The following is a 25,675-nucleotide window of genomic DNA, read 5'->3' as shown; positions in this document are numbered from 1 at the left end:
ATGCACCGCTTTCGCGAGCAAGCCCGCTCCCACAATGATTTTCTGTGGCCCACAGACCGCGATCTACCTCCCTCCTGATACTTATTCTCATTCGCTAATTTTTCCGGTCTGCATTCGTTTTATAGGCACGACGTGCCTTTGTGCTTCCCGCCACTGATCCGGATGCTTAGAAATGAATGCTGAAGACTCCTTGAAACTTGCTCGCCGGTTTATCGGGTTGCCCCTGGAAAAGCGCCAGATGTTCCTTGCGGCCTTGCAAAAGGAAGGCATCGATTTCGCCCGGTTTCCGATTCCTGCCGGCGTCGAGGCCGAGGATCGCCAGGCGCTGTCGTACGCCCAGCAGCGCATGTGGTTTCTCTGGCAACTGGACGCGCAAAGTGGCGCGTACAACCTGCCGGGCGCGGTGCGTCTGACCGGAAAGCTGAACCTGCCTGCTCTGGAGCAGGCCTTCACCAGCCTCGTGGAACGTCACGAAACCTTGCGCACGGTGTTCCAGCGCCAGGCCGACGAGACTTTGCGGCAAGTACCAGCCAGTGCGCCGCTGATCATCCAGCATGCGGATTTCAGCGCATTGCCGGCCACTGATCGTGAAAGCGCTGTCGCTCAGGCGGCCGAGCAACAATCGGTGCTGCCTTTTGATCTGTCCATCGGCCCGCTGCTGCGCGTGACGTTGCTCAAACTCGCCGAACAGGAACACGTCCTGCTGCTGACCCTGCATCACATCGTTTCCGACGGTTGGTCGATGAACGTGCTGATCGACGAGTTCATCCGCTGCTACGACGCTTTTGAGGCCGGCAAACAACCGCAACTCGCGCCGTTGCCGATCCAGTACAGCGACTACGCCTTGTGGCAACGCCGCTGGCTGGAGGCGGGCGAACAGGCGCGCCAACTCGATTACTGGCAAGCGCAACTCGGCGACGAACACCCGGTGCTGGAGTTACCCACCGATCACTCGCGCCCGGCGATGCCGAGCTATCGCGGCACCCGTTATGAATTCGCCGTCGACACGCAACTGGCCGAGCAACTGCGAACCACCGCGCAGAAACACAACATCACCCTGTTCATGCTGTTGCTCGGTGCGTTCAATGCGTTGCTGCATCGCTACACCGGGCAGACCGACATCCGCGTCGGCGTGCCGATTGCCAACCGCAACCGTGCGGAAATCGAAGGCCTGATCGGCTTCTTCGTCAACACTCAGGTGCTGCGCACACAGCTCGATGGCCAGACCCGCGTCGACGATTTGCTGCGCGCTACCAAGGAAACCGCCCTCGGTGCCCAGGCCCATCAGGACTTGCCGTTCGAGCGTCTGGTCGAAGCGCTGAAACTGGAACGCAGCCTCAGCCACACGCCGCTGTTCCAGGTGATGTACAACCACCAGCCGCAGGTTGCGGACATGTCCAGCATCAGCACCGCCTCCGGCCTGGTGTTGGGCGCGATCGAGTGGGAAGGGCGCACCACCCAGTTCGACCTGACCCTCGACACCTATGAAAAGGGCGGCAAGCTGCACGCCGCGCTGACCTACGCCAGCGACCTGTTCGACGCACCGACCATCGCACGCATGGCGCAGCACTGGACGCGGCTGTTACAGGCGATGGTGGTCGATTCGAATCAGCGGGTCGGCGAGCTTCCGATGCTGGCGGCGGATGAACAACAGGTGCTGGTGCACGACTGGAACCGCACCGCCGAAGTTTATCCCGTCGAGCAATGCGTTCATCAATTGATCCACGCGCAAGCCTTGCGCACGCCCGAGGCGTCGGCGCTGGTGTTTGGCGACCGTCAGCTCACTTACGCACAACTCGATGCGCGCACCAATCAATGGGCGCATTACCTGCGCGAGCAGGGTGTCGGACCTGATGTGCTGGTGGGGATCGCCGTCGAGCGTTCGCTGGAAATGGTCATTGGCCTGTTGGCGATTCTCAAGGCCGGCGGCGCCTATGTGCCGCTCGACCCGGAATATCCGGCGGAGCGCCTGGCCTACATGATCGAAGACAGTGCGATTGCTGTGTTGCTGACCCAAAACGCCCTGGTTGGCACGCTGCCGACCGAGGGCATCAAGGTCATCGCACTGGATCGGGATGACGACTGGCTGGACGGTTACAGCGAAAATTGCCCGCAGGTGGCGGTGAATCCGCTGAACCTGGCCTACGTGATTTACACCTCCGGCTCAACCGGCAAACCCAAGGGCGCCGGCAACAGCCATGCGGCGCTGGTCAACCGCTTGTGCTGGATGCAACAGGCGTACGGGCTGGACGACAGCGACTCGGTGCTGCAGAAAACCCCGTTCAGTTTCGACGTGTCGGTCTGGGAATTCTTCTGGCCGCTGATGACCGGTGCCCGTCTGGTGGTGGCGCCGCCGGGCGCGCATCGCGAACCGGCGCGGTTGATCCGCCTCATCGGCGAGTTCGGCATCAGCACCTTGCACTTTGTGCCGTCGATGCTTCAGGCGTTTATCCACGAGCCGGGTGTTGAAGCCTGCACCCGCCTCAAACGCATCGCCTGCAGCGGTGAAGCTTTGCCACTGGATGCCCAGCTACAGGTGTTCGCCAAACTACCGAACGCCGGATTGTTCAATTTGTACGGTCCGACCGAAGCGGCCATCGACGTGACCCACTGGACCTGCGTTGACGAAGGTGCCGACAGCGTGCCCATCGGCCGGCCGATTGCCAATTTGCGCACCCATGTGCTGGACGCTCAGTTGCTGCCGGTGCCAGCGGGCGTGGCGGGGGAGTTGTACCTGGGCGGCGCCGGTCTGGCGCGCAGTTATCACCGCCGTCCGGGGCTGACGGCCGAGCGCTTTGTGCCGTGCCCGTTCCATGACGGCGCACGCTTGTACCGCACCGGCGACCGGGTGCGCCAGCGTGCCGATGGGGTGATCGAATACCTCGGCCGGCTCGACCATCAAGTGAAGTTGCGCGGGCTGCGTATCGAACTGGGGGAAATCGAAGCCCGCCTGATGCAGCATCCGCTGGTGCGCGAGGCGGTGGTTCTGGTGCAGGACGGCAAGCATCTGGTGGCGTACCTGGTGCTGGAAAGCGCCGAGGCGCACTGGCCAGAAACCCTCAAGGCCTGGCTGCTGAGTAGCTTGCCGGAATACATGGTGCCGACCTACCTGATGCCACTGGATGCCTTGCCGGTGACCGCCAACGGCAAGCTGGACCGCAAGGCCCTGCCGCAACCCGACGCGGCGCCGCAACAAGCGTTTGTCGCGCCACAAGATGCCATGCAGACGGCACTGGCGCAGATCTGGCAATACGTGCTCAAGCTTGAACGTGTGGGAATCGACGACAACTTCTTCGAACTGGGCGGCGACTCGATCATCTCCATTCAAGTGGTCAGCCGTGCCCGTCAGGCCGGCATTCGCCTTAGTCCGCGTGACCTGTTCCAGTACCAGACGGTGCGCAGCCTCGCGCTGGTGGCGGCGTTCGACAACCGCAGTGCCATCGACCAAGGGCCGGTCAGCGGTGAGGTGGTGCTGACCCCGGCGCAACATTACTTTTTCGAACAAGCCATCGCGCAGCCGCACCACTGGAATCAGTCCTTGTTCTTGACGCCACGCGAGGCGCTGAACCCTGAAGCACTTGAAGCCGCGCTGGTCGCGGTAATCAACCATCACGATGCCTTGCGTCTGCGTTTCACCAAGGGTGTCGATGGCTGGCAGCAGCGTCACGAATCGCCGGTTGAAGCAGCGGAACTGTGGCAGCGGCACGCGGCGTCGACCGAGGCGTTATCGGCCTTGTGCGACGAAGCGCAACGCAGCCTTGATCTGGCCGATGGGCCGTTGCTGCGCGCGCTGCTGGTCAGTCTCGACGACGGCACGCAACGTCTGTTGCTGGCGGTCCATCATTTGGCGGTGGACGGCGTGTCCTGGCGAGTGCTGCTCGAAGACCTCCAGCAGGCCTATGCGCAATTGGCGAATGGCAGCGCCGCAACGTTGCCCGACAAAACCAGCGCCTACCAAAACTGGGCCAAACACCTGCAAGCGCATGCCCGCACGCTGGACCAGCAACTGCCGTATTGGCAGGCGCAACACGCCGATGCCCGCGACCTGCCGTGTGAAAATCCGCTGGGCAGCCTGCAGCATCGCCACGGTCACAAAATCGAATCGAAGCTCGACGCCGGGTTGACGCGGCAGTTATTACAAACGGCTCCGGCGGCCTATCGCACCCAGGTCAACGACCTGCTGCTGACGGCGCTGGCGCGGGTGATCTGCCGCTGGACCGGGAATGACTCGACACTGATCCAGCTCGAAGGCCATGGCCGTGAAGACCTGTTCGACGACCTCGACCTGACGCGCACCGTAGGCTGGTTCACCAGCCTGTTCCCCGTGCGCCTGCAACCTCAGGCCGATTCAGCGAACGCAATCAAGGCGATCAAGGAGCAACTGCGCGCCATCCCCGATAAAGGCCTGGGTTATGGTCTGCTGCGTTACCTCGGTGAGCCGGCTCAGCGTGAAGCGATGCAAGGGTTGCCGGCACCGCGCATCACCTTCAACTACCTCGGCCAGTTCGACCGCCAGTTCGATGATGACGCGCTGTTTGTACCGGCGCTGGAAAGTGGCGGCCAGGCCCAGGGTGACGACGCGCCACTGGCCAACTGGCTGACGCTGGAAAGCCAGGTCTATGGCGGTCAACTCTCGCTGCAATGGGGCTTCAGTCGCGACATGTTCGCCGACAGCACCGTTCAAAAACTGGCCGATGCCTACACCGAAGAACTCACCGCACTGATCGAACACTGCTGCGCAACGCCGGCGGGTCACGTCACGCCGTCGGACTTCCCGCTGGCGCGGATCAATCAGGCGCAGCTGGACGCTTTGCCTGTCGCGGCACAGGCCATCGAGGATATTTATCCGTTGACGCCGATGCAGCAGGGCATGCTGTTCCACACCTTGTATGAGCCGCAGGCCGAGGCCTACATCAATCAGCTGCGCCTGGATATTCAGGGGCTGGAACTGGCGGCCTTCGGACGGGCGTGGCAGGCGGCGATCAACCGTCACGACATTCTGCGCAGCAGCTTCCATTGGTTGGGTCTGGAGTCTGCGCATCAGGTGATTCATCGCCAGATCGACCTGCAATTGCAGGTGATCGAGGCGGCCGATATCGACCTCGGTGCGCTGGCCGCCGAAGAGCGCAGCCGTGGTTTCGAACTCAGTGCCGCGCCGCTGTTCCGCCTGATGCTGGTGCGCCAAAGCAGCGACGCCTGGCACCTGATCTACACCAGTCATCACATCCTCATGGACGGCTGGAGCAACGCGCAGTTGCTCGGCGAAGTGATTCAGCATTACGCCGGGCAAACACTGGCCAAACCGCTGGGGCAATACCGCGATTATCTGGGCTGGATTCAGCAGCAGCCTCTGACGGCGGGCGAACAGTTCTGGAAGCAGGCGCTGGCGGACCTCGAAACCCCGACACTGCTGGCGCACGCCTTGCCGGCGCCGGACGAAGGGCGTGGCATGGGCGAGCATCACCTGACGCTGGAAAGCGCCGCGATGCAGCGCCTGGCGGATTTCGCCCGACAGCAAAAAGTCACCCTCAACACCTTGTTGCAGGGCGCGTGGGGTCTGCTGTTGCAGCGCTACACCGGTCAATCGTGCGTGGCGTTCGGCGCGACGATTGCCGGCCGCTCCGCACCGTTGCCGGGTATCGAGCAACAGTTGGGCCTGTTCATCAACACCTTGCCGATCATCGCCACGCCACACTCCTCGCAACCGGTCAGCCAATGGCTGAATGAATTGCAAGCGCTGAACCTGAGACTGCGTGAGTTCGAGCATGTGCCGCTCTACGACATTCAGGGCTGGGCCGGGCAGCAGGGCAACGCGCTGTTCGACAGTTTGCTGGTGTTTGAAAACTTCCCGGTCGCCGAAGCGCTGAAACAAGGTGCACCGGCGGGCCTGACCTTCGGTGCGCTGCGCAATCACGAAATCACCAGCTACCCGCTGACCCTCGGCATCGAAGTCGGCGCCAGCCTGCGTCTGGAATTCAGTTTCGATCAGGCCTTGTTCAGCACTGCTCAGATCGAGCGGCTGGGATCGAACCTGCTGCATGTGCTGGAGCAATTCGTCGCCCAGCCGCAACAGGTTCTGGGGGCCGTCACCCTCTTGGACGCCAAGCAAAAAAAACAGGTGTTGCTGGGCTCGCGTCCCGCCGCGCCGGCGCTGGACAGTCCATTGCTGGCGCATCAACGCTTCGAGCAGCAAGCGGCCCGCACGCCCGATGCCTGGGCCGTGATCGTCGGCGACGAACGCCTGACTTATGCGCAGCTCAACGCCCAGGCCAACCAGCTCGCCCATCGCCTGCGGGAGCACGGTGTGGCGCCGGGGCAGCGGATCGGCCTGTCGGTGCGGCGCAATGCGCAGATGATCGTCAGCCTCATGGCCATCCTTAAGTCCGGCGCCGGTTATGTGCCGCTGGATCCGGACTACCCGGCCGAACGCCTCGCTTACATGATCGAAGACAGCGGGATGGACGTGCTGCTGGCGCAACCGGATCTGCTGGCCAATGTTGTACTGCCCGAAGGCTTGCCGCGTCTGGCGCTGACGGCGGCGTCGCTGGCCGGATATTCCACGGCCAACCCGGTCAACCTCGCCTGTGCCGGAGACCTCGCGTACCTGATTTACACCTCCGGCTCCACCGGGCGGCCGAAAGGCGTATGCCTGGCCCATGCCGCGCTGCGCGAGTTTTGCGTGATTGCGGCGGACTATTCGCAACTCAGCGCCGAAGACCGCGTGCTGCAATTCGCCACGTTCAGCTTCGACGGGTTTGTCGAGCAGTGCTACCCGCCGCTGTGCGTGGGCGCGGCGCTGGTGTTGCGCGGCGATGAGCTGTGGGACACCGACACCTTGTACCGGCAGATCATCGAACAGGGTGTGACGTTGGCGGACTTGCCTGCGGCCTATTGGTATTTGCTGGCTCAGGAGTGGGCCGCGCAGCCTCAGCGCGACAAAGGTCGCTTGCGTCAGGTCCACGTGGGTGGCGAAGCCATGTCGCTGGAAGGTCTGAAGCTCTGGCATGCCGCCGGTCTCGGCAACGTGCGCCTGCTCAACACCTACGGGCCGACCGAGGCCACCGTGGTCTCCAGCACTCACCTGTGCACCTTGGCCGACACGCACAATCTGATCGGCGTGCCGATTGGCCGCGCCTTGCCGGGCCGGGCGCTGTACGTGCTGGACACCGAGGGCCATCTGCTGCCAACCGGTTGCGTGGGCGAATTGTGCATCGGCGGTGATGCCGGCATTGCCCAGCACTATCACCAGCGTCCGGGGCTGAGCGCCGAGCGTTTTATTGCCGATCCGTTTTCCACCACACCGGGCGCACGCTTGTACCGCAGCGGCGACCTGGCGCGGTATCGCGAAGACGGCGCGCTGGAGTACCTCGGACGCATCGATCACCAAGTGAAGATTCGCGGTTTCCGCGTCGAGCTGGGTGAACTGGAAGCGCACCTGCAAGGCTTGCCGATGATCAGCGAAGCCGCGGTGCTGGTGCACGAAGGCGTCGGTGGCAAGCAACTGATCGGTTATGTCGTGCCGGTGTTGCCGAACGCCGATTCGCGTCAACTGACCGAGACCGTGCGCCAGGCTTTGGGCGAGCGCCTGCCGGACTACATGCTCCCGGCGCAACTGGTGGTGATGAGCGCGTTGCCGCTCAACCGCAACGGCAAACTCGACCGCGCGGCGCTGCCGGCGCCAGAGGTCTGGGAAACCGTGGCCGGCACCGCGCCGCAAGGTGAGCTGGAAATTGAACTGGCGCAGATCTGGCAGCAGGTGTTGCAGGTTGCGCGTGTCGATCGCGAAAACAGCTTCTTCGAATTGGGCGGTCATTCGTTGCTGGCTACGCAGATCGTCTCGCAGATTCGCCAGCGCCTGGGTTTGTCGGTCAGTTTGCGTAGCCTGTTCGAGCACCCGCGCCTGGAGGATTTCGCGGCTCAGGTGCAAGGTCTGCGGCACGACGCCAATGTCTGCGAACGCCCGGCGCTGGTGGCGGACCTTTCCGGCGAACGCCAGCCGTTGTCCTTTGCCCAGCAGCGGTTGTGGTTCCTGTGGAACCTTGAGCCCGTTAGCTCGATGTACAACATGCCCGGCGCCTTGCGGTTGCGCGGCGAGTTGAACCTGCCGGCGTTGCAGCAAACCTTCGAAACCCTGGTGCAACGCCACGCCGTGTTGCGCACCACGTTCTATGAGGAAGACGGCCAGGCCTGGCAGCGGGTACACGCCGAACTGCCGTTGAACTTCGTCGCCAGCGACTTGCGGCATTTGCCGGCGCCGGACGTCGAAGCCACGCAACGGGCCCGTGAAGAAGTCGCCCGGCCGTTCGATTTGCGCAATGGGCCGTTGCTGCGGGTGCGGGTGTTGCAGGTCGCGGATCAGGAGCATGTGCTGCTGCTGACGGTGCACCACATCGCCGCCGATGACTGGTCGTTCCGGATTTTGATCAATGAATTCGTCACGCTTTACCCGTCCCTCAATCAGGGCGGCGTGGCGCAGTTGCCGGAACACCCCGTGCAATACGCCGACTTCGCCAAATGGCAGCGCCAGTGGCTGGAGCAGGGCGGCGAGCTGCAACGTCAGCTCGATTACTGGGTCACGCGCCTCGGCCAGCCGCAAGCAGTTCTGGAGCTGCCGAGCGATGGCGATCAGCGTCAGGCGCAGGAAGGTGCGAGCCAACATTTCACCTTGAACGCGACGCTAAGTCAGCAGTTGCGCGACTTCGCCCAACAGCGTGGATTGTCGCTGTTCATGGTGCTATTGGCCGGCTTCACCCTGGTGCTGCGCCAGCGCACCGAGGTCAGCCGCGTGCGCATCGGCACCGATATCGCCAACCGGAATCAAGTTGAGCTTGAACAAATGGTCGGCTTCTTCGTTAACCAATTAGTGCTGCAAGTGGAGGTCGATGCCGACCAGGCTGCCGGGCAACTGTTGCAAGCCTGTCGCCGCGCGGTTCTGGAGGCTTCGGACCATCAGGACCTGCCGTTCGAGCGATTGGTGGAAGCGTTGCGTTTGCCGCGTCGGGCCGGGCGTTCGCCGTTGTTCGACATCAAGCTGATCTATCAGGAAGGCGTCGGTCGCTTGCCCTCCATGGACGGCTTGTTGGTCGAGGACTTCCCGTCGGGCCGGCAAGCCGCCGAGATCGGCATGGTCGCTGCGTTCTACAACGAGGCCGAACACATTCACCTGAGTTTCGAAACACCCGCCGGCCAGTACTTGCCGAGCACGCTGGAAAGCCTGTTCGAACAAATCGAGGCGGTACTGCAAGCGTTGTTGCGCGCCGACCAGCTGACGGTCAGCGAATTGCTGGACCTGGCCACGGATGTGCAGCGCCGCGCCGATGCGCGCCTGAACGAACAACGCAAGGCGTTGCTGGGTGGGCGCATGGCGATCAAGCGCCGTCGTGGCACGCCGGCAGCGCAAACCGCGGTGGACTGATTCATTGCGGCGGCGCCAACCGGGCGCCGCCGTCATCATTTTCTGGAGGGGTTCATGACTGTTTCAACCACCAAGTCCATTCCCAAAATCGGCCGCGGTGCGCGCAAGAGCCTGTCCACCGACCCGACCCGGCTGGTGAGTTTTGCGCCGATGTTCGACGGCGTCAGCATGCCCCTGGTGTGCCGCCCGACGGTGCCCGGCGTGAGCCTGGTGGAGTGGGCGACGGAGAATCGCGCCCTGATCGAAAGCAAGCTGCTGGAACACGCAGTTATTCTGTTCCGTGGATTTCAGGTGGCCGACATCGCCGAGTTCAACCGCTGCGTGGCGGCGATTTCCGACGGTGCCCTGGAGTACCTGTTCCGCGCTTCGCCACGGACCCAGATCACCGGCCAGTTCAAGATCTACAGCTCCACCGACTACCCGGCGGCGGAGAAAATCTTCCCGCACAACGAGCATTCCTATTCGCCGGTGTTTCCGCGTCACCTGTACTTCTATTGCGACACACCGTCGACCACCGGCGGCGAAACACCGTTCGGCGACACCCGCGAAATCCTCGCGCGGATCGACCCGGCTGTGCGCGAAGAATTTCAGCGCAAACGTATCCTGTACGTGCGCAACTACGGCGACGGCATGGGGCTGCCGTGGCAGACCGTGTTCCAGAGCGAAGATCGCGGCGAAGTCGAAGCCTACTGCGCGAAGATCGGCATTCAGGCCGAGTGGAAGTCGGGCAATCGCCTGCGCACCCGACAAAACGGTCCGGCGATCGTGCGCCATCCGCTAACCGGCGAGCGCATCTGGTTCAACCACGGCACTTTCTTCAACGCGCTGACCCTGCCGGACAGCATCCGCGACAACCTGCTGCGTGAGTTCGGCCCGCTGGACCTGCCACAAAACACCTTCTTCGGTGACGGCACGGTCATTCCCGATGATGTCATCCGCCACCTGCAAGGCATCTATCGCGACGTGATGGTCGAGTTCGCCTGGGAGAAGGGCGACGTGGTCCTGCTGGACAACATCCTCAGCGTGCATGCGCGCAACGAATTCACTGGCTACAGAAAAATCCTCACGGCCATGGCCATCGCGCAGAAAAGCGCCGACCTGGATCAGGAATAAGGACACTCGACATGAACACCACCGCCCTCGAACCTTCGGTAGACGTTTTCCAGATTTCGGCTCAGCAAGCCTTCTATTTGCGCGTTCAGGAGCTGGGTGGACAGCCGCTGTTTGCCGCCCTGACCGTGCCGGTTGCCCAGGCAGTGGACGCACCGGCATTGCGCGCGGCACTGGATGAATTGGGCCAGCGCCATGAAACCCTGCGCACGGTCTATCGTCGTTTGCCAGGTATGAAGTGGCCGGTACAGAGCCTGTGCGATGAGCTGCCGGTGACGCTGCTGGGTCGCGTGCCTTCGCTGGCCGAGGCGTTGAGTCGCAGCCGTGAAACCCTGGCTGAGGCGCCGGATCGGGTGCTGGTGGTGGCGCAAGTGGAAACCGCTGACGGTCAGCATTTCGTCACGCTGCTGGCGCCGGCCAGCAGCCTTGATGAAGCGTCGCTGCGGGTGCTGTCGGCGGAGCTGGCGAGCCTGTTGCGCGGCGAAACGCTGGCCGACAATCAGGAAGATCTGCAATACCTGGATTACACCGCGTGGCAGGAAGAGCTGCGCGAAGAAGACATCGGCCATCAAGGCGCCGCGTTCTGGCGCAACCTGCAACAGCAGTTCGCGCTGGCCCATCGTCTGCCTTTCGAAAAGGCCGTTGAGGTGACCCTGGCTCGACATCAGGTCACGCTCGACGACGCGGCATGGTTGGCCGATGTGCAACGGGTGGCCGACGCTCAGGGTGTCGAAGCGCAGCGGGTAGCGTTGTTGCTGTGGAGTGCGTTCGTGGCGCGCATCGGCAATCAGCAAAAGTTGCTGATGGGCTGGGAAGTGGCGGGTCGCAACGAGCAGACCGAAGCGACCCTCGGGCGTTTCGCCCGTCGTTTGCCGGTGGCGTTCGATAACCGCAGCCACGAGACCCTGGCGCAAGCGCTGGCGTCATTCACCGCCAACGTCGAGCAATCGCTGTCCTGGCTCGACTGCCTCAACGAGTTCGAACTGAGCGCCGAAGTCGCGACGCCGCTGCGGTATGGCCTGGTGTATCAGGCCGATGCCGACGCGAACATCGAAGTGGACGACGCCAATCCGGAAGTCCTGCGCCTGCGGGTTCAGAGCGAAGACTTGCAGCTGTCGTGCCTGGCTGGCGCGGTGCCCGAGTCGATGCTGTCGGCCTGGCTGGAGCAGTTCGTCGAGTTCAGCCGCCAGTTGCTGAATTCGCCGGAGCTGACGCTGGGCCAGGCCACTCAGGTCAACGCGGTGCAACTGACCCGTTTGATCGAAGACTTCAACCCACTGGCCGCCGAGCAGGCATTGCCGTGTCGCTACCTGCAAGACCTGTTTACCGAACAGGCACGCCTGCATCCGCAACGCATCGCCGTCAGCGTGAATGGCCAGCGCCTGAGTTATGCCGAGCTGGATGCACGCTCTAACCAAGTGGCCAATACCTTGCGCGCGCAAGGCGTGGCGCCGGATGAAATCGTCGCGGTTTACGGCCAGCGCTCGCTGGAAATCGTCATCGCACTGCTCGGCACGCTCAAGGCCGGCGCCGCTTACCTGCCGCTCGATCCCAACTACCCGATTGATCGTCTGGCGTTCATGTTGCAGGACGCCGCTGCACGCCAGGTATTGGCCTGCCAGCCGCTGCCCGAAACATTGAACAGCGAGCGGGTCATTTCGCTGATGCCTGAGGCCGAGGTCTGGTCCGCATCACAAGAGCAGCCGGCCCCGCTGGGCGACAGTCCCAATCTCGCGTACGTCATTTACACCTCCGGCTCCACCGGAAAACCCAAGGGCGTGATGATCAGTCACGCCAATGCGGTAGCCTCGACCGTGGCCCGCAGCGCGTTCTATCGTCAGCCGTTGCGTGCCTTCCTGATGCTCTCGTCGTTCTCGTTCGACAGCTCGGTGGCCGGGGTTTTCTGGGCGTTGGGGCAGGGCGCGACCCTGTGCCTGCCGGACGAAGACAGCTACAAGGACCCGGCGCTGCTGGCGGCGCTGATCCAGCGTGAAGAGATTTCCCACTACCTGACCTTGCCGTCTTACCACGCGCAGATTCTGGAGCACCTCGACAGCCATGTTCTGGCCTGTGTGATCGTGGCCGGCGAAGCGTGCAGCAACGCCCTGGTCGCGCGACACCGTGAGGCCTTGCCGCAGGTGGCGCTGGTCAACGAATACGGCCCGACCGAAGGCACGGTCTGGTGTTCGGCGTGGGAACTGCCACTCGGTCAGGATGACGACACCCTCCCGATTGGCCAGCCGATTCCGGGGATGCGCATTCATGTGCTCGGCCCGGACCTGATGCCGGTGGCCGTGGGCGTCGAAGGTGAGCTGTATGTCGGCGGCGCCGGCATCGCCCGCGGCTACCTCAAGCGCGCCACGCTGACCGCCGAACGTTTTGTTCCCGACCTGTTTGCGAAGCAGGCCGGTCAGCGCCTGTACCGCACCGGCGACCTCGCACGCTACCGCGCCGATGGTGTGTTGGAGTACCTCGGCCGGGTCGATCATCAAGTGAAAATCCGTGGCTTCCGCATCGAGCTGGGCGAGATCGAATCCGCCATGCGCAGCGCGCCCGGCATCGAAGACGCCGCCGTCATCGCCCGCGAAACGCCGACCGGCCCGCAACTGCTGGGCTTCGTGATTTCCCCGGCCGACACCGCCGACATCCGCCTCAACGAATTGCGTAGTCACCTGAGCGAAGCGCTGCCCGAGCACATGCAGCCGGCGCGTTTGCAGGTGCTGGAACGCTTCCCGTTGATGCCCAACGGCAAACTCAATCGCCAGGCCTTGCTCGACCTCGACGTCCGCCGCAGTGCCTTCGTTGCGCCGCGCACCGATCTGGAAAAAGTCCTGGCGGCGATCTGGGTCGAAGCGCTGCACGTGGAGCGTGTCGGTGTGCACGACAGCTTCTTCGAGCTCGGCGGCCACTCGCTGCTGGCGACGCGGATTCGCGCGCGGATTCAGGCAGAACTGAACCTGGCGATCCCGCTGAAGCTGTTCTTCGAAGGCGACACCCTGGAACGCCTGGCGGCGGAAATCGAGCAGTTCCGTCAGCACAGTGAACACAAAGAAAACGATGTAGACGCGCTGGAAGCGTTGTTCGACGAAGTGGATGAGGAACACACGCGATGAGTGCTGCACCGGACAGAATGATGACCCTGGCCCAGCGTTTCTGCGGCTTGAGCCTGAACGCGCGGCGTGCCTTGCAAGAAAAGATGCACGCGCAGGGCCTGACCCTTGAGCTGCTGCCGATCCCGCCAAGGGACCCGGCGGTCGACACCTTGCCGGCGTCGTACGCGCAGCAGCGCTTGTGGTTTCTGTGGCAGATGCAGCCGCAGGCGACCGCGTACAACCTGACCGGTGCCTTTCGCCTGAGCGGTGAGCTGAACCGCGCAGCGCTGGCGCAAACCCTCGCCGCGCTGGTGCAACGTCATGAAGTGCTGCGCACCACCTTCGTCTTCGATGAGCAGCACGTGCTGCAAAAAATTCACCCGCAGATGGACGCGCCGCTGGTTGAGGCCGACGCCGCTGGTGACGCCGAACTGCATCGCCAGATCGCCCTCAACGCCGAGCAGCCATTCGACCTGCAGAACGGCCCGTTGATGCGCTGCCGGTTGATCCGTCTCGACGCGCAGCAGCATGTGCTGGTGCTGACCTTCCATCACATCGTCACCGACGGCGGCTCGTTGCCGATTCTGTTGCAGGAATTCACCCAGCTCTATGCGCAACTGAGCGCCGGGCAGCCGCCGCAACTGCCGGAACTGAGCATTCAGTACGCCGATTTCGCCCGCTGGCAGCGCCTGTGGCTGGAGGCCGGCGAGGCTGAGCGTCAGCTTGAGTACTGGCGTGAACAACTGGGTCGCGAGCACCCGCCGCTGAACCTGCCGGCCGACCGTCGTCGCCCGGCGATCCCGAGTCAGCAGGGCGCCAGCGTCGAGTTGAAAGTACCGGCCGAACTGGCGATCAGCCTGAAGGACCTCGCCCGTCGCGAAGGCTGCACGCTGTTCATGGTGCTGATGGCCTCGTTGCAAACCCTGCTACATCGCTACAGCGGCGAACGGGACATTCGCGTCGGCGTGCCGATTGCCAACCGTACCCGCCAGGACGTGGAAAAACTGCTGGGTTTTTTCGTCAACACCCAGGTGTTGCGTACCCAGCCCCATGCCGATCAGCCATTTCTGCAGTTGCTGGCCGAGGTCAAAATCGCGGCACTGGGCGCGCAGGCGCATCAGGATTTGCCTTTTGAGCAGTTGGTCGACGGGCTCGATGTCGAACGTAGCTTGAGCCACACGCCATTGTTCCAGGTGATGTTCAACCACCAGCGCGATGCCGGCGGCAAACAGCGCTGGGACTTGCCGGGCCTGAGCGTCGAGCCGCTGATCTGGGATGAAAAGACCACCAAGTTCGACTTGATGCTCGACACCGTCGAGAGCGACGACGGCATCCACGCCTCTTTCGTGTACGCCACCGAATTGTTCGACGCCTCGACTATCGAGCGTCTGGGGCAGCATTGGCTGAACCTGTTGCAAGCCATTTGCGCCGACAGCTCGGTCGCGTTGGCGGACCTGCGCATGCTCGCCGCAACCGAGCAGCAAGCCACGTTGCTGGACTGGAACCGCAGCGCCGCTTCGCAGGCCACAAACTTGCTGTGCGCGCATCAACTGATCGAAGCCCAGGCTGCCGCGCACCCACGCAACATCGCGGTGACCTGCGACGGTGCCACCCTCAGCTACGCGCAATTGAACGAACAGGCCAACCGTATCGCCCATCGTCTGCGCGAACGCGGCGTCGGGCCGGACGTGTTGGTGGGGATCGCGCTGGAGCGGTCGCTGGAGATGATCGTCAGCGTGCTGGCGATCCTCAAGGCCGGCGGCGCCTACGTGCCGCTGGACCCGGAATACCCGCAGGACCGTCTGGCCTACATGCTGGCCGACAGCGGCACGCGCCTGTTGCTGACCGACTCCGTGCTGCTGCCGCGACTGCCGTTGTCCGAAGGCATCGAAGTGATTTGCCTCGACCACGCCCGTGCCTGGCTGAATGAAGCGTCCGTCGAGAATCTGCCGAACCTGAGCCGCCCGGAAAACCTGGCGTACGTCATCTACACCTCCGGTTCCACCGGCAAACCCAAGGGTACTTTGCTGCCCCACAGCAACCTGACCCGCCTGTTCAGCGCCACCGAACACTGGTTCGGTTTCAACGCGGACGATGTCTGGAGCCTGTTCCATTCCTACGCCTTCGACTTTTCCGTGTGGGAAATTTTTGGCGCATTGTTCTACGGCGGCAAACTGGTGGTGGTGCCACACGCCATCAGCCGCTCCCCGGACGACTTCGCCCGCCTGCTGTGCGATGAACAGGTCACGGTGCTCAATCAGACACCTTCGGCGTTCCGCCAGCTGATGCCGTTTGCCTGCGCCAATGCTCGGGGCATGGCCTTGCGTTACGTGGTGTTCGGCGGCGAGGCGCTGGACGTCGCTAGCCTGCGTCCGTGGTACGACGCGTTCGACGATCAACAGCCATTGCTGATCAATATGTACGGCATCACCGAAACCACCGTGCACGTGACGTACCGGCCGCTGTCCCGTGCCGACCTCGACGGCGCCAACAGTTCGCCGTTGGGCGAGCCGATTGCCGACCTGCGCTGGTACGTGCTCGACCCGCATCTGAACCCGGTGGCCAAGGGCTGCGTCGGTGAGCTGTACGTTGGCGGTGCCGGTCTGGCGCGGGGTTATCACCAGCGCGCCGATCTGACCGCCACGCGGTTTGTCCCGGACCTGTTCGCCATTGAGGCGGGTGCGCGTCTGTATCGCACCGGCGACCTCGCGCGCTATTGCGCCGACGGCAGCATCGAGTACGCCGGGCGTATCGACCATCAAGTGAAGATTCGTGGCTTCCGCATCGAGCTGGGAGAAATCCAGGACCGCCTGCAAAGTCATCCGGCCATCGAACAAGCGCTGGTGCTGGCGCCCGAGATCAATGGCAGTCAGCAATTGGTTGCCTGGTTCACCGTCACGCAGGACATCGCCGATTTGCGCCAGTCGTTGCGTGAACACCTTCAGGCCGGTCTGCCGGATTACATGGTGCCGGCGCATTTGCTGAAGCTCGATCACTGGCCGCTGACCAGCAACGGCAAGCTCGATCGCAACGCACTGCCCAAGCCTGACGCCACGCTGGCGCAGCAGGTTTACACAGCGCCGGCGGACGACATGCAAGCCGCGTTGGCGGCGATCTGGCAAGACGTGCTCAAGCTTGAGCGCGTGGGGATCGACGACAACTTCTTCGAACTGGGCGGCGACTCGATCATCTCGATTCAAGTGGTCAGCCGTGCGCGTCAGTCCGGGATTCGCATCACCCCGCGTGATCTGTTTCAACACCAGACCGTGCAAAGTCTGGCGAAGATTGCCGAGCGCAGCGCCGGTCTGGTCATCGATCAGGGGCCGGTGCGCGGCGAGGTGTTGCTGACACCGATCCAGCACTGGATTTTCGAGCAGGCCATCGAGGCCCGGGACCACTGGAACCAGTCGGTACTGCTGGAACTTCGCGAGCCGCTGGACAGCGCGTGCCTGCAACAGGCACTGGCCGCGCTGCTGGAACATCACGACGCGTTGCGCCTGCGGTTGCGTCAGGTCGACGGTGTATGGCAACAGACTCAAGCCGAGCACTGGAACGGCGCCGAATTGTTGTGGCTGCGTCGGGCCGCGAATGCCGACGAGTTGCTTGAGCACTGCAACGCCGCACAAGCCAGCCTGAATTTGCAAGACGGTCCGCTGTTGCGCGCCTTGCTGGTAGACATGGACGCGGCCGGTCAGCGCTTGCTGCTGGTGGTGCATCACCTGGCGGTGGACGGCGTGTCCTGGCGTCTGTTGCTCGAAGATTTGCAAACGGCCTACGACCAGGCGCGCCAGGCTAAACCCCTGCGCCTGCCGGCCAAATCCAGCGCTTATCAAGCCTGGGCGGCGCGTTTGCAGTTGCATGCGCAAAGTCCTGAACTGGCGAGTCAGGCCGCTTACTGGCAGCGCCAGTACCACGACGTGCTGGTGGACCTGCCCGCCGACAATCCACAAGGCAGTCTGGCCAGCCAGCATGCCGTGAGCGTGGAAACCGTGCTCGACAGCACCTTCACCCGGCAACTGCTGCAAGACGCGCCAGCGGCTTACCGCACGCAGGTCAACGACCTGTTGCTGACGGCGTTGGCGCGGGTGCTGGGCGACTGGACCGGCCAGCCTTCGACCCTAGTCAAACTGGAAGGGCACGGCCGTGAAGACCTGTTCGACGACATCGACCTGACCCGCACCGTGGGTTGGTTCACCTCGATCTTCCCGGTCAAGCTGACCCCGGCCAGCGATCTGGCGGGGAGCATCAAGGCGGTCAAGGAACAACTGCGCGCGGTGCCGGACAAAGGCATCGGTTTCGGCATCCTGCGGTATCTGGCGCAGGCCGGTCTTGAGGATTTGCCGCAGCCGCAGATCACGTTCAACTACATGGGCCAGTTCGATGCCAGCTTCGACGAGCAGGCACCGTGGCGTCCGGCCCGGGAAAGCGGTGGCGCCGAACAAGGTGCTTCGGCCTCGCTGGACCGTGGCCTGAGCATTAACGGTCAGGTGTACGCCGGGCAATTGCGCCTGAGCTGGACCTTCAGCCGCGACGTCTTTGCCGAGCGCACCGTGCAGCGTCTGGCCGAGGCCTATGCCGCCGAACTGCAACAGCTGATCGAACACTGCCTCAGCGGTGCGGGTGGCTTGACGCCGAGTGATGTGCCGCTGGTCAGTGTCGATCAGGCGCAGCTCGATGCGCTGCCGCTGGCGGCGCGTGAGATCGAAAACATCTTCCCGTTGTCGCCGATGCAGGAAGGCATGCTGTTCCACAGTTTGTTCGCCCCGGATGCCGGCGCATACATCCCGCAAATGCGCGTGGACGTGCAGGGTATCGACGTCGAAGCGTTTCGCAGTGCCTGGCAACAGACGCTGGAAAACCATGAAGTGGTGCGCGCCGCGTTCTTCAGCGAGAGCAATGGCTCGCGGCCGCTGCAAGTGATTCTGGCCCACGCCACGCTGCCATTGACCGTGCTCGACTGGCGCCATGAAGCGGATCAGGCCATGGCCCTGGAACGTCTGGCCGAAGACGACCGTCTGCGCGGTTTCGACCTGACGGCCGCGCCGTTGCTGCGCCTGACCCTGGTGCAGACCGCGAACGACACCCATCACCTGATCTTCACCAATCACCACATTCTGCTGGACGGCTGGAGCACCTCGCAGTTGTTCGGCGAAGTGTTGCAGCGTTACTCCGGCGTGATGCCGGTGGCGAGCGGCGGTCGTTATCGCGATTACATGACGTGGCTGGGCGGTCGTGATCGCGCCGCGTGCGAAGCGTTCTGGCTGGAGCAATTGCAGGCGTTCAACGAGCCGACCCGTTTGGCCGGCGCGATGCCGGGACCGGTCGCGGGGCAGGGCGACGGTCATCGCACCGTTCACCTGAGCCTGGACCGGGCGGCCACCGAGCGCCTGAGCGGGTTTGCCCGTCAGGCCCGCGTCACGCCAAACACTTTGCTGCAAGCGGCGTGGCTGTTGCTGTTGCAGCGCTACACCGGCCAGCGCACGGTGGCGTTCGGCGCCACGGTGTCGGGGCGTCCGAGCGAGTTGCAAGGCATCGAGCAGCAAGTCGGTCTGTTCATCAACACCTTGCCGGTGATCGCCACACCGCATCCTGAACGCACGGTCAGCCAGTGGGTGGACGAGGTGCAGGCGCTCAATCTCAAACTGCGCGACGTCGAATACACACCGCTGGCGGATGTGCAGCGCTGGGCCGGGCACTCGGGCGAGTCGCTGTTCGACACGCTGCTGGTGTTCGAAAACTACCCGGTCGCCGAGGCGCTGGAGGGCGGTAATCCGAGCGCGCTGAAGTTCTCCGGCGTCAGCAATCACGATCAAACCAGTTTTCCGCTGGCGATTGCCGCCGAGCTGGGCGAGTGTCTGGACCTGCGCTTCAATTACGAAACGGCGCTGTTTACGGCCGAGGCCATCGACGGCTTGAGCAATCGTCTGGTGGTGTTGCTCGATGCGATGGTGCGCGAGCCGCAACAAGCCCTGGGCCGTCTGAGCCTGCTCGACGCCGCGCAGACCGAGCAACAAGTGCAAGGCTTCAACGACACCGCCGTGACCTGGCCCGACGTGCGTCCGGTCAACCAGTGCTTTGAAGCTCAGGTGCTGAAAACTCCGGACGCTCCGGCGTTGGTGTTTGCCGGTCAGACCCTGACGTATCGTCAACTCAACCAGCAGGCCAACCGACTGGCGCACTTCTTGCGCGCCGAAGGTGTGGGTGCCGAAGTGCTGGTGGGGATTGCCGCCGAGCGTTCGCTGGAACTGGTGATCGGGTTGCTCGCGATCATGAAGGCCGGCGGCGCCTATGTACCGTTGGACCCGGATTACCCGCGCGAGCGTTTGGAGCACATGTTCGAGGACAGCGGCGTGCACGTGCTGCTGACCCAGCGTCATCTGCTGGCGCAATTGCCGATTCCGGCCGGCACCACGGCGATCTGCCTGGACGACAGCGCTCATCTGGTCGATGGCTTGAGCGACGAAAACCTGCCGTGCGTGGTCGAGCCGCAATCGCTGGCCTACATGATTTACACCTCCGGTTCCACGGGCAAACCGAAGGGCGCGGCCAACCGTCACGATGGGTTGTACAACCGCATTGAGTGGATGCAGGGCGCGTACCCGCTGGACGGTTGCGACACGGTTTTGCAGAAAACACCGTTCAGTTTTGACGTGTCGGTGTGGGAGTTTTTCTGGCCGCTGATGGTCGGTGCGCGCCTTGCGGTCGCCGAGCCGGGTGCCCATCGCGACCCGGCGCAGCTGGTGCGTTTGATTGAGCAATACCAGGTCAGCACCCTGCATTTCGTGCCGTCGATGTTGCAGGCGTTTGTTCAGGGCGAAGGTTTCGAACGCTGCACCAGCCTGCGACAGATCATGTGCAGCGGCGAAGCGCTGTCGGCGGATTTGCAGAACAGCCTGTTCCGCGTGTTGCCTGACGTTGGCTTGTACAACCTGTACGGGCCGACCGAAGCCGCCATCGACGTGACCCACTGGACGTGCGTCGATGACGGCTCGATCAGCGTGCCGATCGGTTACCCGATCGCCAACCTGGTGACCTACATCCTCGACGACAGCCTGCAACCGCAAGTGGCGGGCTGCGTCGGTGAGTTGTATTTGGGCGGCATCGGTCTGGCGCGGGGTTACCACCGTCGTCCGGACCTGACGGCCGAGCGCTTCGTCGCCAGCCCGTTCGGCGCACAGGGCGAACGCCTGTACCGCACCGGCGACCTGGCGCGCTACCGCGAGGACGGCGTGATCGAGTACGTCGGCCGCATCGACCATCAAGTGAAGATCCGTGGCTTGCGCATCGAGCTGGGAGAAATCGAAGCCTGCCTGCTGGAACATCCACAGGTGCGCGAGGCGGTGGTGATCGCGCTGGATGTGGGTAAATCCAAGCAACTGGTGGCTTACGTGGTCGCCCAGTCGTTGGTGCTCGACGCGCTCAAACAGCACCTGCGCAACGCGCTGCCCGAGCACATGCAGCCCAGTCATCTACTGATGCTTGAGCAATTGCCGGTCACGCCAAACGGCAAACTTGATCGCCGGGCGTTGCCGCAACCCGATCAACAGGTGCGCGAATACATCGCGCCACGCAATGCCGTGGAAGCGATGCTGCAGGACGTGTGGCAGGCGTTATTCGAAGTGCAGGTTGGCATTCACGACAACTTCTTCGAACTGGGCGGCGACTCCATCGTGTCGATCCAGGCGGTCAGCCGCGCTCGCAAGGCCGGCCTGAACATTTCGCCGAAGCACGTGTTCAGCCACCCGACCATCGCTGAACTGGCAACTGTTGCCCAGGCTGTGGAAGTCGTGGAAGCAGCGCCGGTAATTGCTGCACCGGCGCTGAAAATCGAACTCAGCGAAGCGCAATATCAGGCGCTGGAATTGACGGCGGACGAGGTGGACGACGTTTATCCACTGTCGCCGATGCAGCAGGGCATGCTGTTCCACTCGGTGCAGGACGGCGACTCTGGGCTGTACGTCAACCAGATCGAAGTGGGCGTGCGTGGCGTTGACGGTCCGCGCTTCCACGAAGCCTGGGCTAACGCTGCCCAGCGTCACGCGATCCTGCGTACCGCGTTCCTGTGGGAGGGCGACAAGGAGCCGCTGCAAGTGGTGCTGCGCAACGCGCCGGCGCTGCTGACCGAACTGGACTGGCGCGGTCTGGATAACCACCCCGAGCGTGTGCGCCAATTGGCCGTCGATGAGCGTGAACGTGGCTTCTCGCTGAACCGCGCGCCGTTGTTGCGCCTGCTGCTGGTGCGTCTGGAAGACGACCGTTATCGTCTGATCTGGACTTATCACCACATCCTCATGGATGGCTGGAGTGTGTCGCGTCTGATCGGTGAAGTGCTGCGTCATTACAGCGGCGACGAGCAGGAACCGGTGGCCGCGTATCGCGACTACATCGACTGGCTCGGCCAGCAGGTCGCCGAGTCCAGCGAAGCGTTCTGGAAAGACAAACTCAACGCCCTTGAAGGCGCCACGCACCTGGCCCGCGCGTTGCCGGTGAAGGCGCCGCAAGCGGGTTATCACGCGATCTACACGCACCTGAGTGCTCAGCAAACCGCGCGTTTGCAGGCGTTTGCCCAGCAACAGCAAGTGACGCTCAACACCCTGGTGCAAGCCGCGTGGCTGTTGCTGTTGCAGCGCTACACCGGCCAGCGCACGGTCACGTTCGGCGCCACGGTGTCGGGCCGACCGGAAACCCTCAACGGTTCGGAGGACATGCTGGGCCTGTTCATCAACACCTTGCCAGTGGTCAACAGCGTGCCGACCGAAGCGAGCGTCGGTGACTGGCTGCGCGAGATTCAGGCCTACAACCTCGACATCCGCGACTTCCAGCAAACCCCACTCAGCGATATTCAACGCTGGGCCGGGCAGGGCGGGCAGTCGCTGTTCGACAGCATCATCGTCTTCGAAAACCAGCCGGTGGACCGCACGTTACGTGAGTGGAACGGCGATTTCCTGCGCTTCGAAGACGTCTCCGACTTCGGCCTGACCAGCTTCGCCATGGACTTGATGGTCAGCCTCGATGAAGGGCTGCGCATCGAGTACATGCACCAGCGCGATCAATTCGACCTCGCCACCGTCGAAGTGCTGCGCAGCCACATGGAAAGCCTGATGCAGCGTCTGTGCGACAACGCCGAGCGCGCCGTGGGCGAGTTGGGCTTGCTGACGCTGGACGAAGGCCGGCAACTGGACGGTGAACTGCCGACGCTGGCCGACGACCACGAACGGCCGGTGCACGAACTGATCCGTGAGCGGGCGCGACAGCAACCGGAGCACACCGCGTTGGTGCTCAGCTACGCCGATCGCGACGCCGAACACTTGAGTTATGCCGAACTGGATCGTCGTTCCGATGCCTTGGCGGTCCATTTGCTGGAGCAGGGCGTGCAGGCCGAAGACGTGATCGGCGTGTTCATGGAACGCTCGCTGGAACTGGTGATTTCGCTGCTGGCGGTGATGAAGTGCGGCGCCGCGTACGTGCCGCTGGACCCGCAATATCCGCAGGAACGTCTGCGCTACATGATGGCCGACAGCGACATGCGTTTGCTGCTGACCCAGGAGCGTTTGCGTGACACCGCGCAACTCAATCCGGGCACGCCGATGGTCGCCGTGGATCGCTTGAACCTCGACGTCGAAGTGTCAGCGCCGCAAAGCAACGTACACGCCGAGCAACTGGCGTACCTGATTTACACTTCGGGCTCGACCGGCAAACCGAAAAGCGTCGCCGTGGCTCACGGGCCGTTGAGCATGCACGTGCAGGCGATTGCCGAGCTGTACGAAATGGACCCGGACAATCGAGAACTGCATTTCATGTCGTTCGCCTTCGACGGTGCCCATGAACGTTGGATCACCGCGCTGATCAGCGGCTCGACCCTGGTGGTGCGCGACAACACCTTGTGGACCGCCGAGCAGACCCTGGCGGTGTTGCACCGTCAGCGCATCACCGTCGCCTGCTTCCCGCCGGCGTACTTGCTGCAACTGGCCGAGCACGCCGAGTTGCAGGGCGGTGATCCGCCAACCGTACGCATCTACTGCTTCGGTGGTGATGCGGTGCCGGACGCCACGTTTGAGCGGGTCAAGCACACGCTCAAACCGCAATACCTGGTGAACGGTTACGGGCCGACGGAAACCGTGGTCACGCCGCTGCTGTGGAAAATCGCCGCCGACGGCCACTGCGAGGCGATGTATGCGCCGATAGGTCGCCGCGTCGGCACTCGCAGCCTGCACGTGCTGGACATGGACCTCAATCCATTGCCGGTGGGCATGGTTGGCGAGTTGTACATCGGCGGTCGTGGCGTTGCGCGCGGCTACCACCGTCACCCGTGGCAAACCGCCGAGCGTTTCGTCACCGACCCGTTCAGCCGCGACGGTGGTCGTCTGTACCGCACCGGTGACCTGGTGCGTCGTCGCGAGGATGGTGTATTCGATTACGTGGGGCGCATCGACCATCAGGTCAAAGTGCGCGGCTTCCGCATCGAACTGGGCGAAATCGAAGCCCGTCTGCGTGAGCAAGTCGGGGTCAACGATGCGCTGGTGGTGGTGCGTGACAGCGGCCAGGGTCCGCAACTGGTGGGTTATGTGGTCGCGGCCGAAGACGACGGCCTGGGCCTGCGTTGCCAAGCGGCCTTGCGAGAAAGCCTGCCGGATTACATGGTGCCGACGCAGATCGTGGTGCTGCCGCGTTTCCCGCTGACACCGAACGGCAAGCTCGACCGCAAGGCCTTGCCGGACCCGACCTTCGAGGGCCGCGATTACGTGGCCCCACGCACACCGCTGGAATGGGCACTTGCCGAGATCTGGCAGCAAGTGCTGGGTGTCGACAAAGTCGGCATCACCGACAATTTCTTCGAGTTGGGCGGCGACTCGCTACGCACGCTCAAAGTGATCTCGAAGGTGCGAGCGCTGAATGAGCCGGACTTCCAGTTGAAACTGCGCGACATGATGGCCAAGCCAACCATCGCCGGGTTGTCCGGTGTCGATGAGCAACCGCTCAAACAGAGCCCGGAACCGCTGCTGCTGTTGAACCAGCCGGTGGACGATCAACCGGCGCTGTTCTGCCTGCACGCCGGGTTCGGCACGGTGTTCGACTACGAACCGCTGGCCCGTCGACTGGAAGGCGAGCGCACGGTGTATGGCGTGCAATGCCGCATGTTGCTCGACCGTCAGTGGCACGACACTTCGCTGCAGCAAATGGCGGCGGACTACGTCGAAGCGATTCGCCGCAAGCAACCGCAAGGCCCGTACCATTTGCTGGGCTGGTCGTTGGGCGGGGCGCTGGCGTTGATGGTCGGCGACCTGCTTGAACAGCAGGGTCAGCGTATGGCGTTCGTCGGCCTGGTGGACAGCTTTGTGCCGACCCAGGCCAACGCCATCGCCAGTGTTGATGAGTGGCGCGCGGACCTGCGCGAGTTCCTCGGTGCAACGTTGAGCATGGACAGCGATGTCATTGCTCAGGCATTGAGTGTCGAAACTTCGGGTGATCAGGACGCTGTCACGCGGATCATTCGCACGGTGATCGACACTGAAGGCGAACAGGCCAGCGGCTACGCGTTGCTCGGTGCCGATGAGTTGGCGCAGACGTTCATGGTCAGCACGCGCTTGAAGGCGCTGTCGCGGCAGGTCGAGACCTTGCCGCTGCCGCACGCCGAACTGTGCTGCTGGTGGGCCGATGGCAACCCGACGGCCGAACGCGCGACGCTGGAACGTCAGCAACCGCGGTTGCGCAAAGTGCAAACCGTCACGGCCAGCCACTTCGATATCCTGCAACGGGATGAATGCCTGAATGCTGTAGTGACGGCGCTCGGTCGGGAGGTGGTGGCGCAGGACTGAGGTTTTATCGCACCCAAACAAGCTCGCCCTAATGAACGTAATGCTGTCACTTAAAACAATCTTCAGGCGAACAAGAAATCTGTGGCGAGGGGATTTATCCCCGTTGGGCTGCGAAGCGGCCCCAGCGTCCGTTCAGACAAATCGAGTTGTCCGGATCTGCGACTGCTTCGCAGCCGAACGGGGATAAATCCCCTCGCCACAAATTTGCGTGCCCGCGCTTAAGTGAACAGCATTAGCCCTAA

General features: G+C 63.2%; 4 protein-coding genes. All 4 read left to right on the top strand.

Annotated features, from left to right (window positions below):
* Nucleotides 1-172 precede the first annotated feature (172 nt).
* The 4 genes from ACA073_RS17935 to ACA073_RS17920 are packed head-to-tail and all read left to right on the top strand — an operon-like array spanning nucleotide 173 to nucleotide 25,433.
* Nucleotides 173-9,415, top strand: a complete 9,243-nt coding sequence (locus ACA073_RS17935; protein ID WP_497398269.1) for an amino acid adenylation domain-containing protein — start codon at nucleotides 173-175, stop codon at nucleotides 9,413-9,415.
* Nucleotides 9,416-9,469: 54 nt separating this feature from the next.
* A complete protein-coding gene (locus ACA073_RS17930; protein WP_497398267.1) occupies nucleotides 9,470-10,528 on the top strand; it encodes a TauD/TfdA family dioxygenase in 1,059 nt (352 codons plus the stop codon).
* A gap of 11 nt (nucleotides 10,529-10,539) precedes the next feature.
* Complete coding sequence (locus ACA073_RS17925; RefSeq protein ID WP_497398265.1) at nucleotides 10,540-13,638, top strand: non-ribosomal peptide synthetase; 3,099 nt, start codon at nucleotides 10,540-10,542, stop codon at nucleotides 13,636-13,638.
* Entirely contained in the window at nucleotides 13,635-25,433 is an 11,799-nt protein-coding gene (locus ACA073_RS17920; protein ID WP_497398263.1) for an amino acid adenylation domain-containing protein, read from the top strand. Before ACA073_RS17925 ends, ACA073_RS17920 begins: the two co-directional genes overlap by 4 nt.
* Nucleotides 25,434-25,675: the final 242 nt, after the last annotated feature.

Source organism: Pseudomonas sp. LBUM1670 (assembly GCF_059695695.1).
The sequence above is the reverse complement of the archived record's forward strand: the minus strand, read 5'-3'. Positions and strand labels throughout refer to the sequence as shown.

Bases quoted from the DNA above. Each gene is read 5' to 3' on its own strand.
- ACA073_RS17920 (WP_497398263.1), top strand. From the start codon at position 13,635: ATGAGTGCTGCACCGGACAGAATGATGACCCTGGCCCAGCGTTTCTGC.
- ACA073_RS17925 (WP_497398265.1), top strand. From the start codon at position 10,540: ATGAACACCACCGCCCTCGAACCTTCGGTAGACGTTTTCCAGATTTCG.
- ACA073_RS17935 (WP_497398269.1), top strand. From the start codon at position 173: ATGAATGCTGAAGACTCCTTGAAACTTGCTCGCCGGTTTATCGGGTTG.
- ACA073_RS17930 (WP_497398267.1), top strand. From the start codon at position 9,470: ATGACTGTTTCAACCACCAAGTCCATTCCCAAAATCGGCCGCGGTGCG.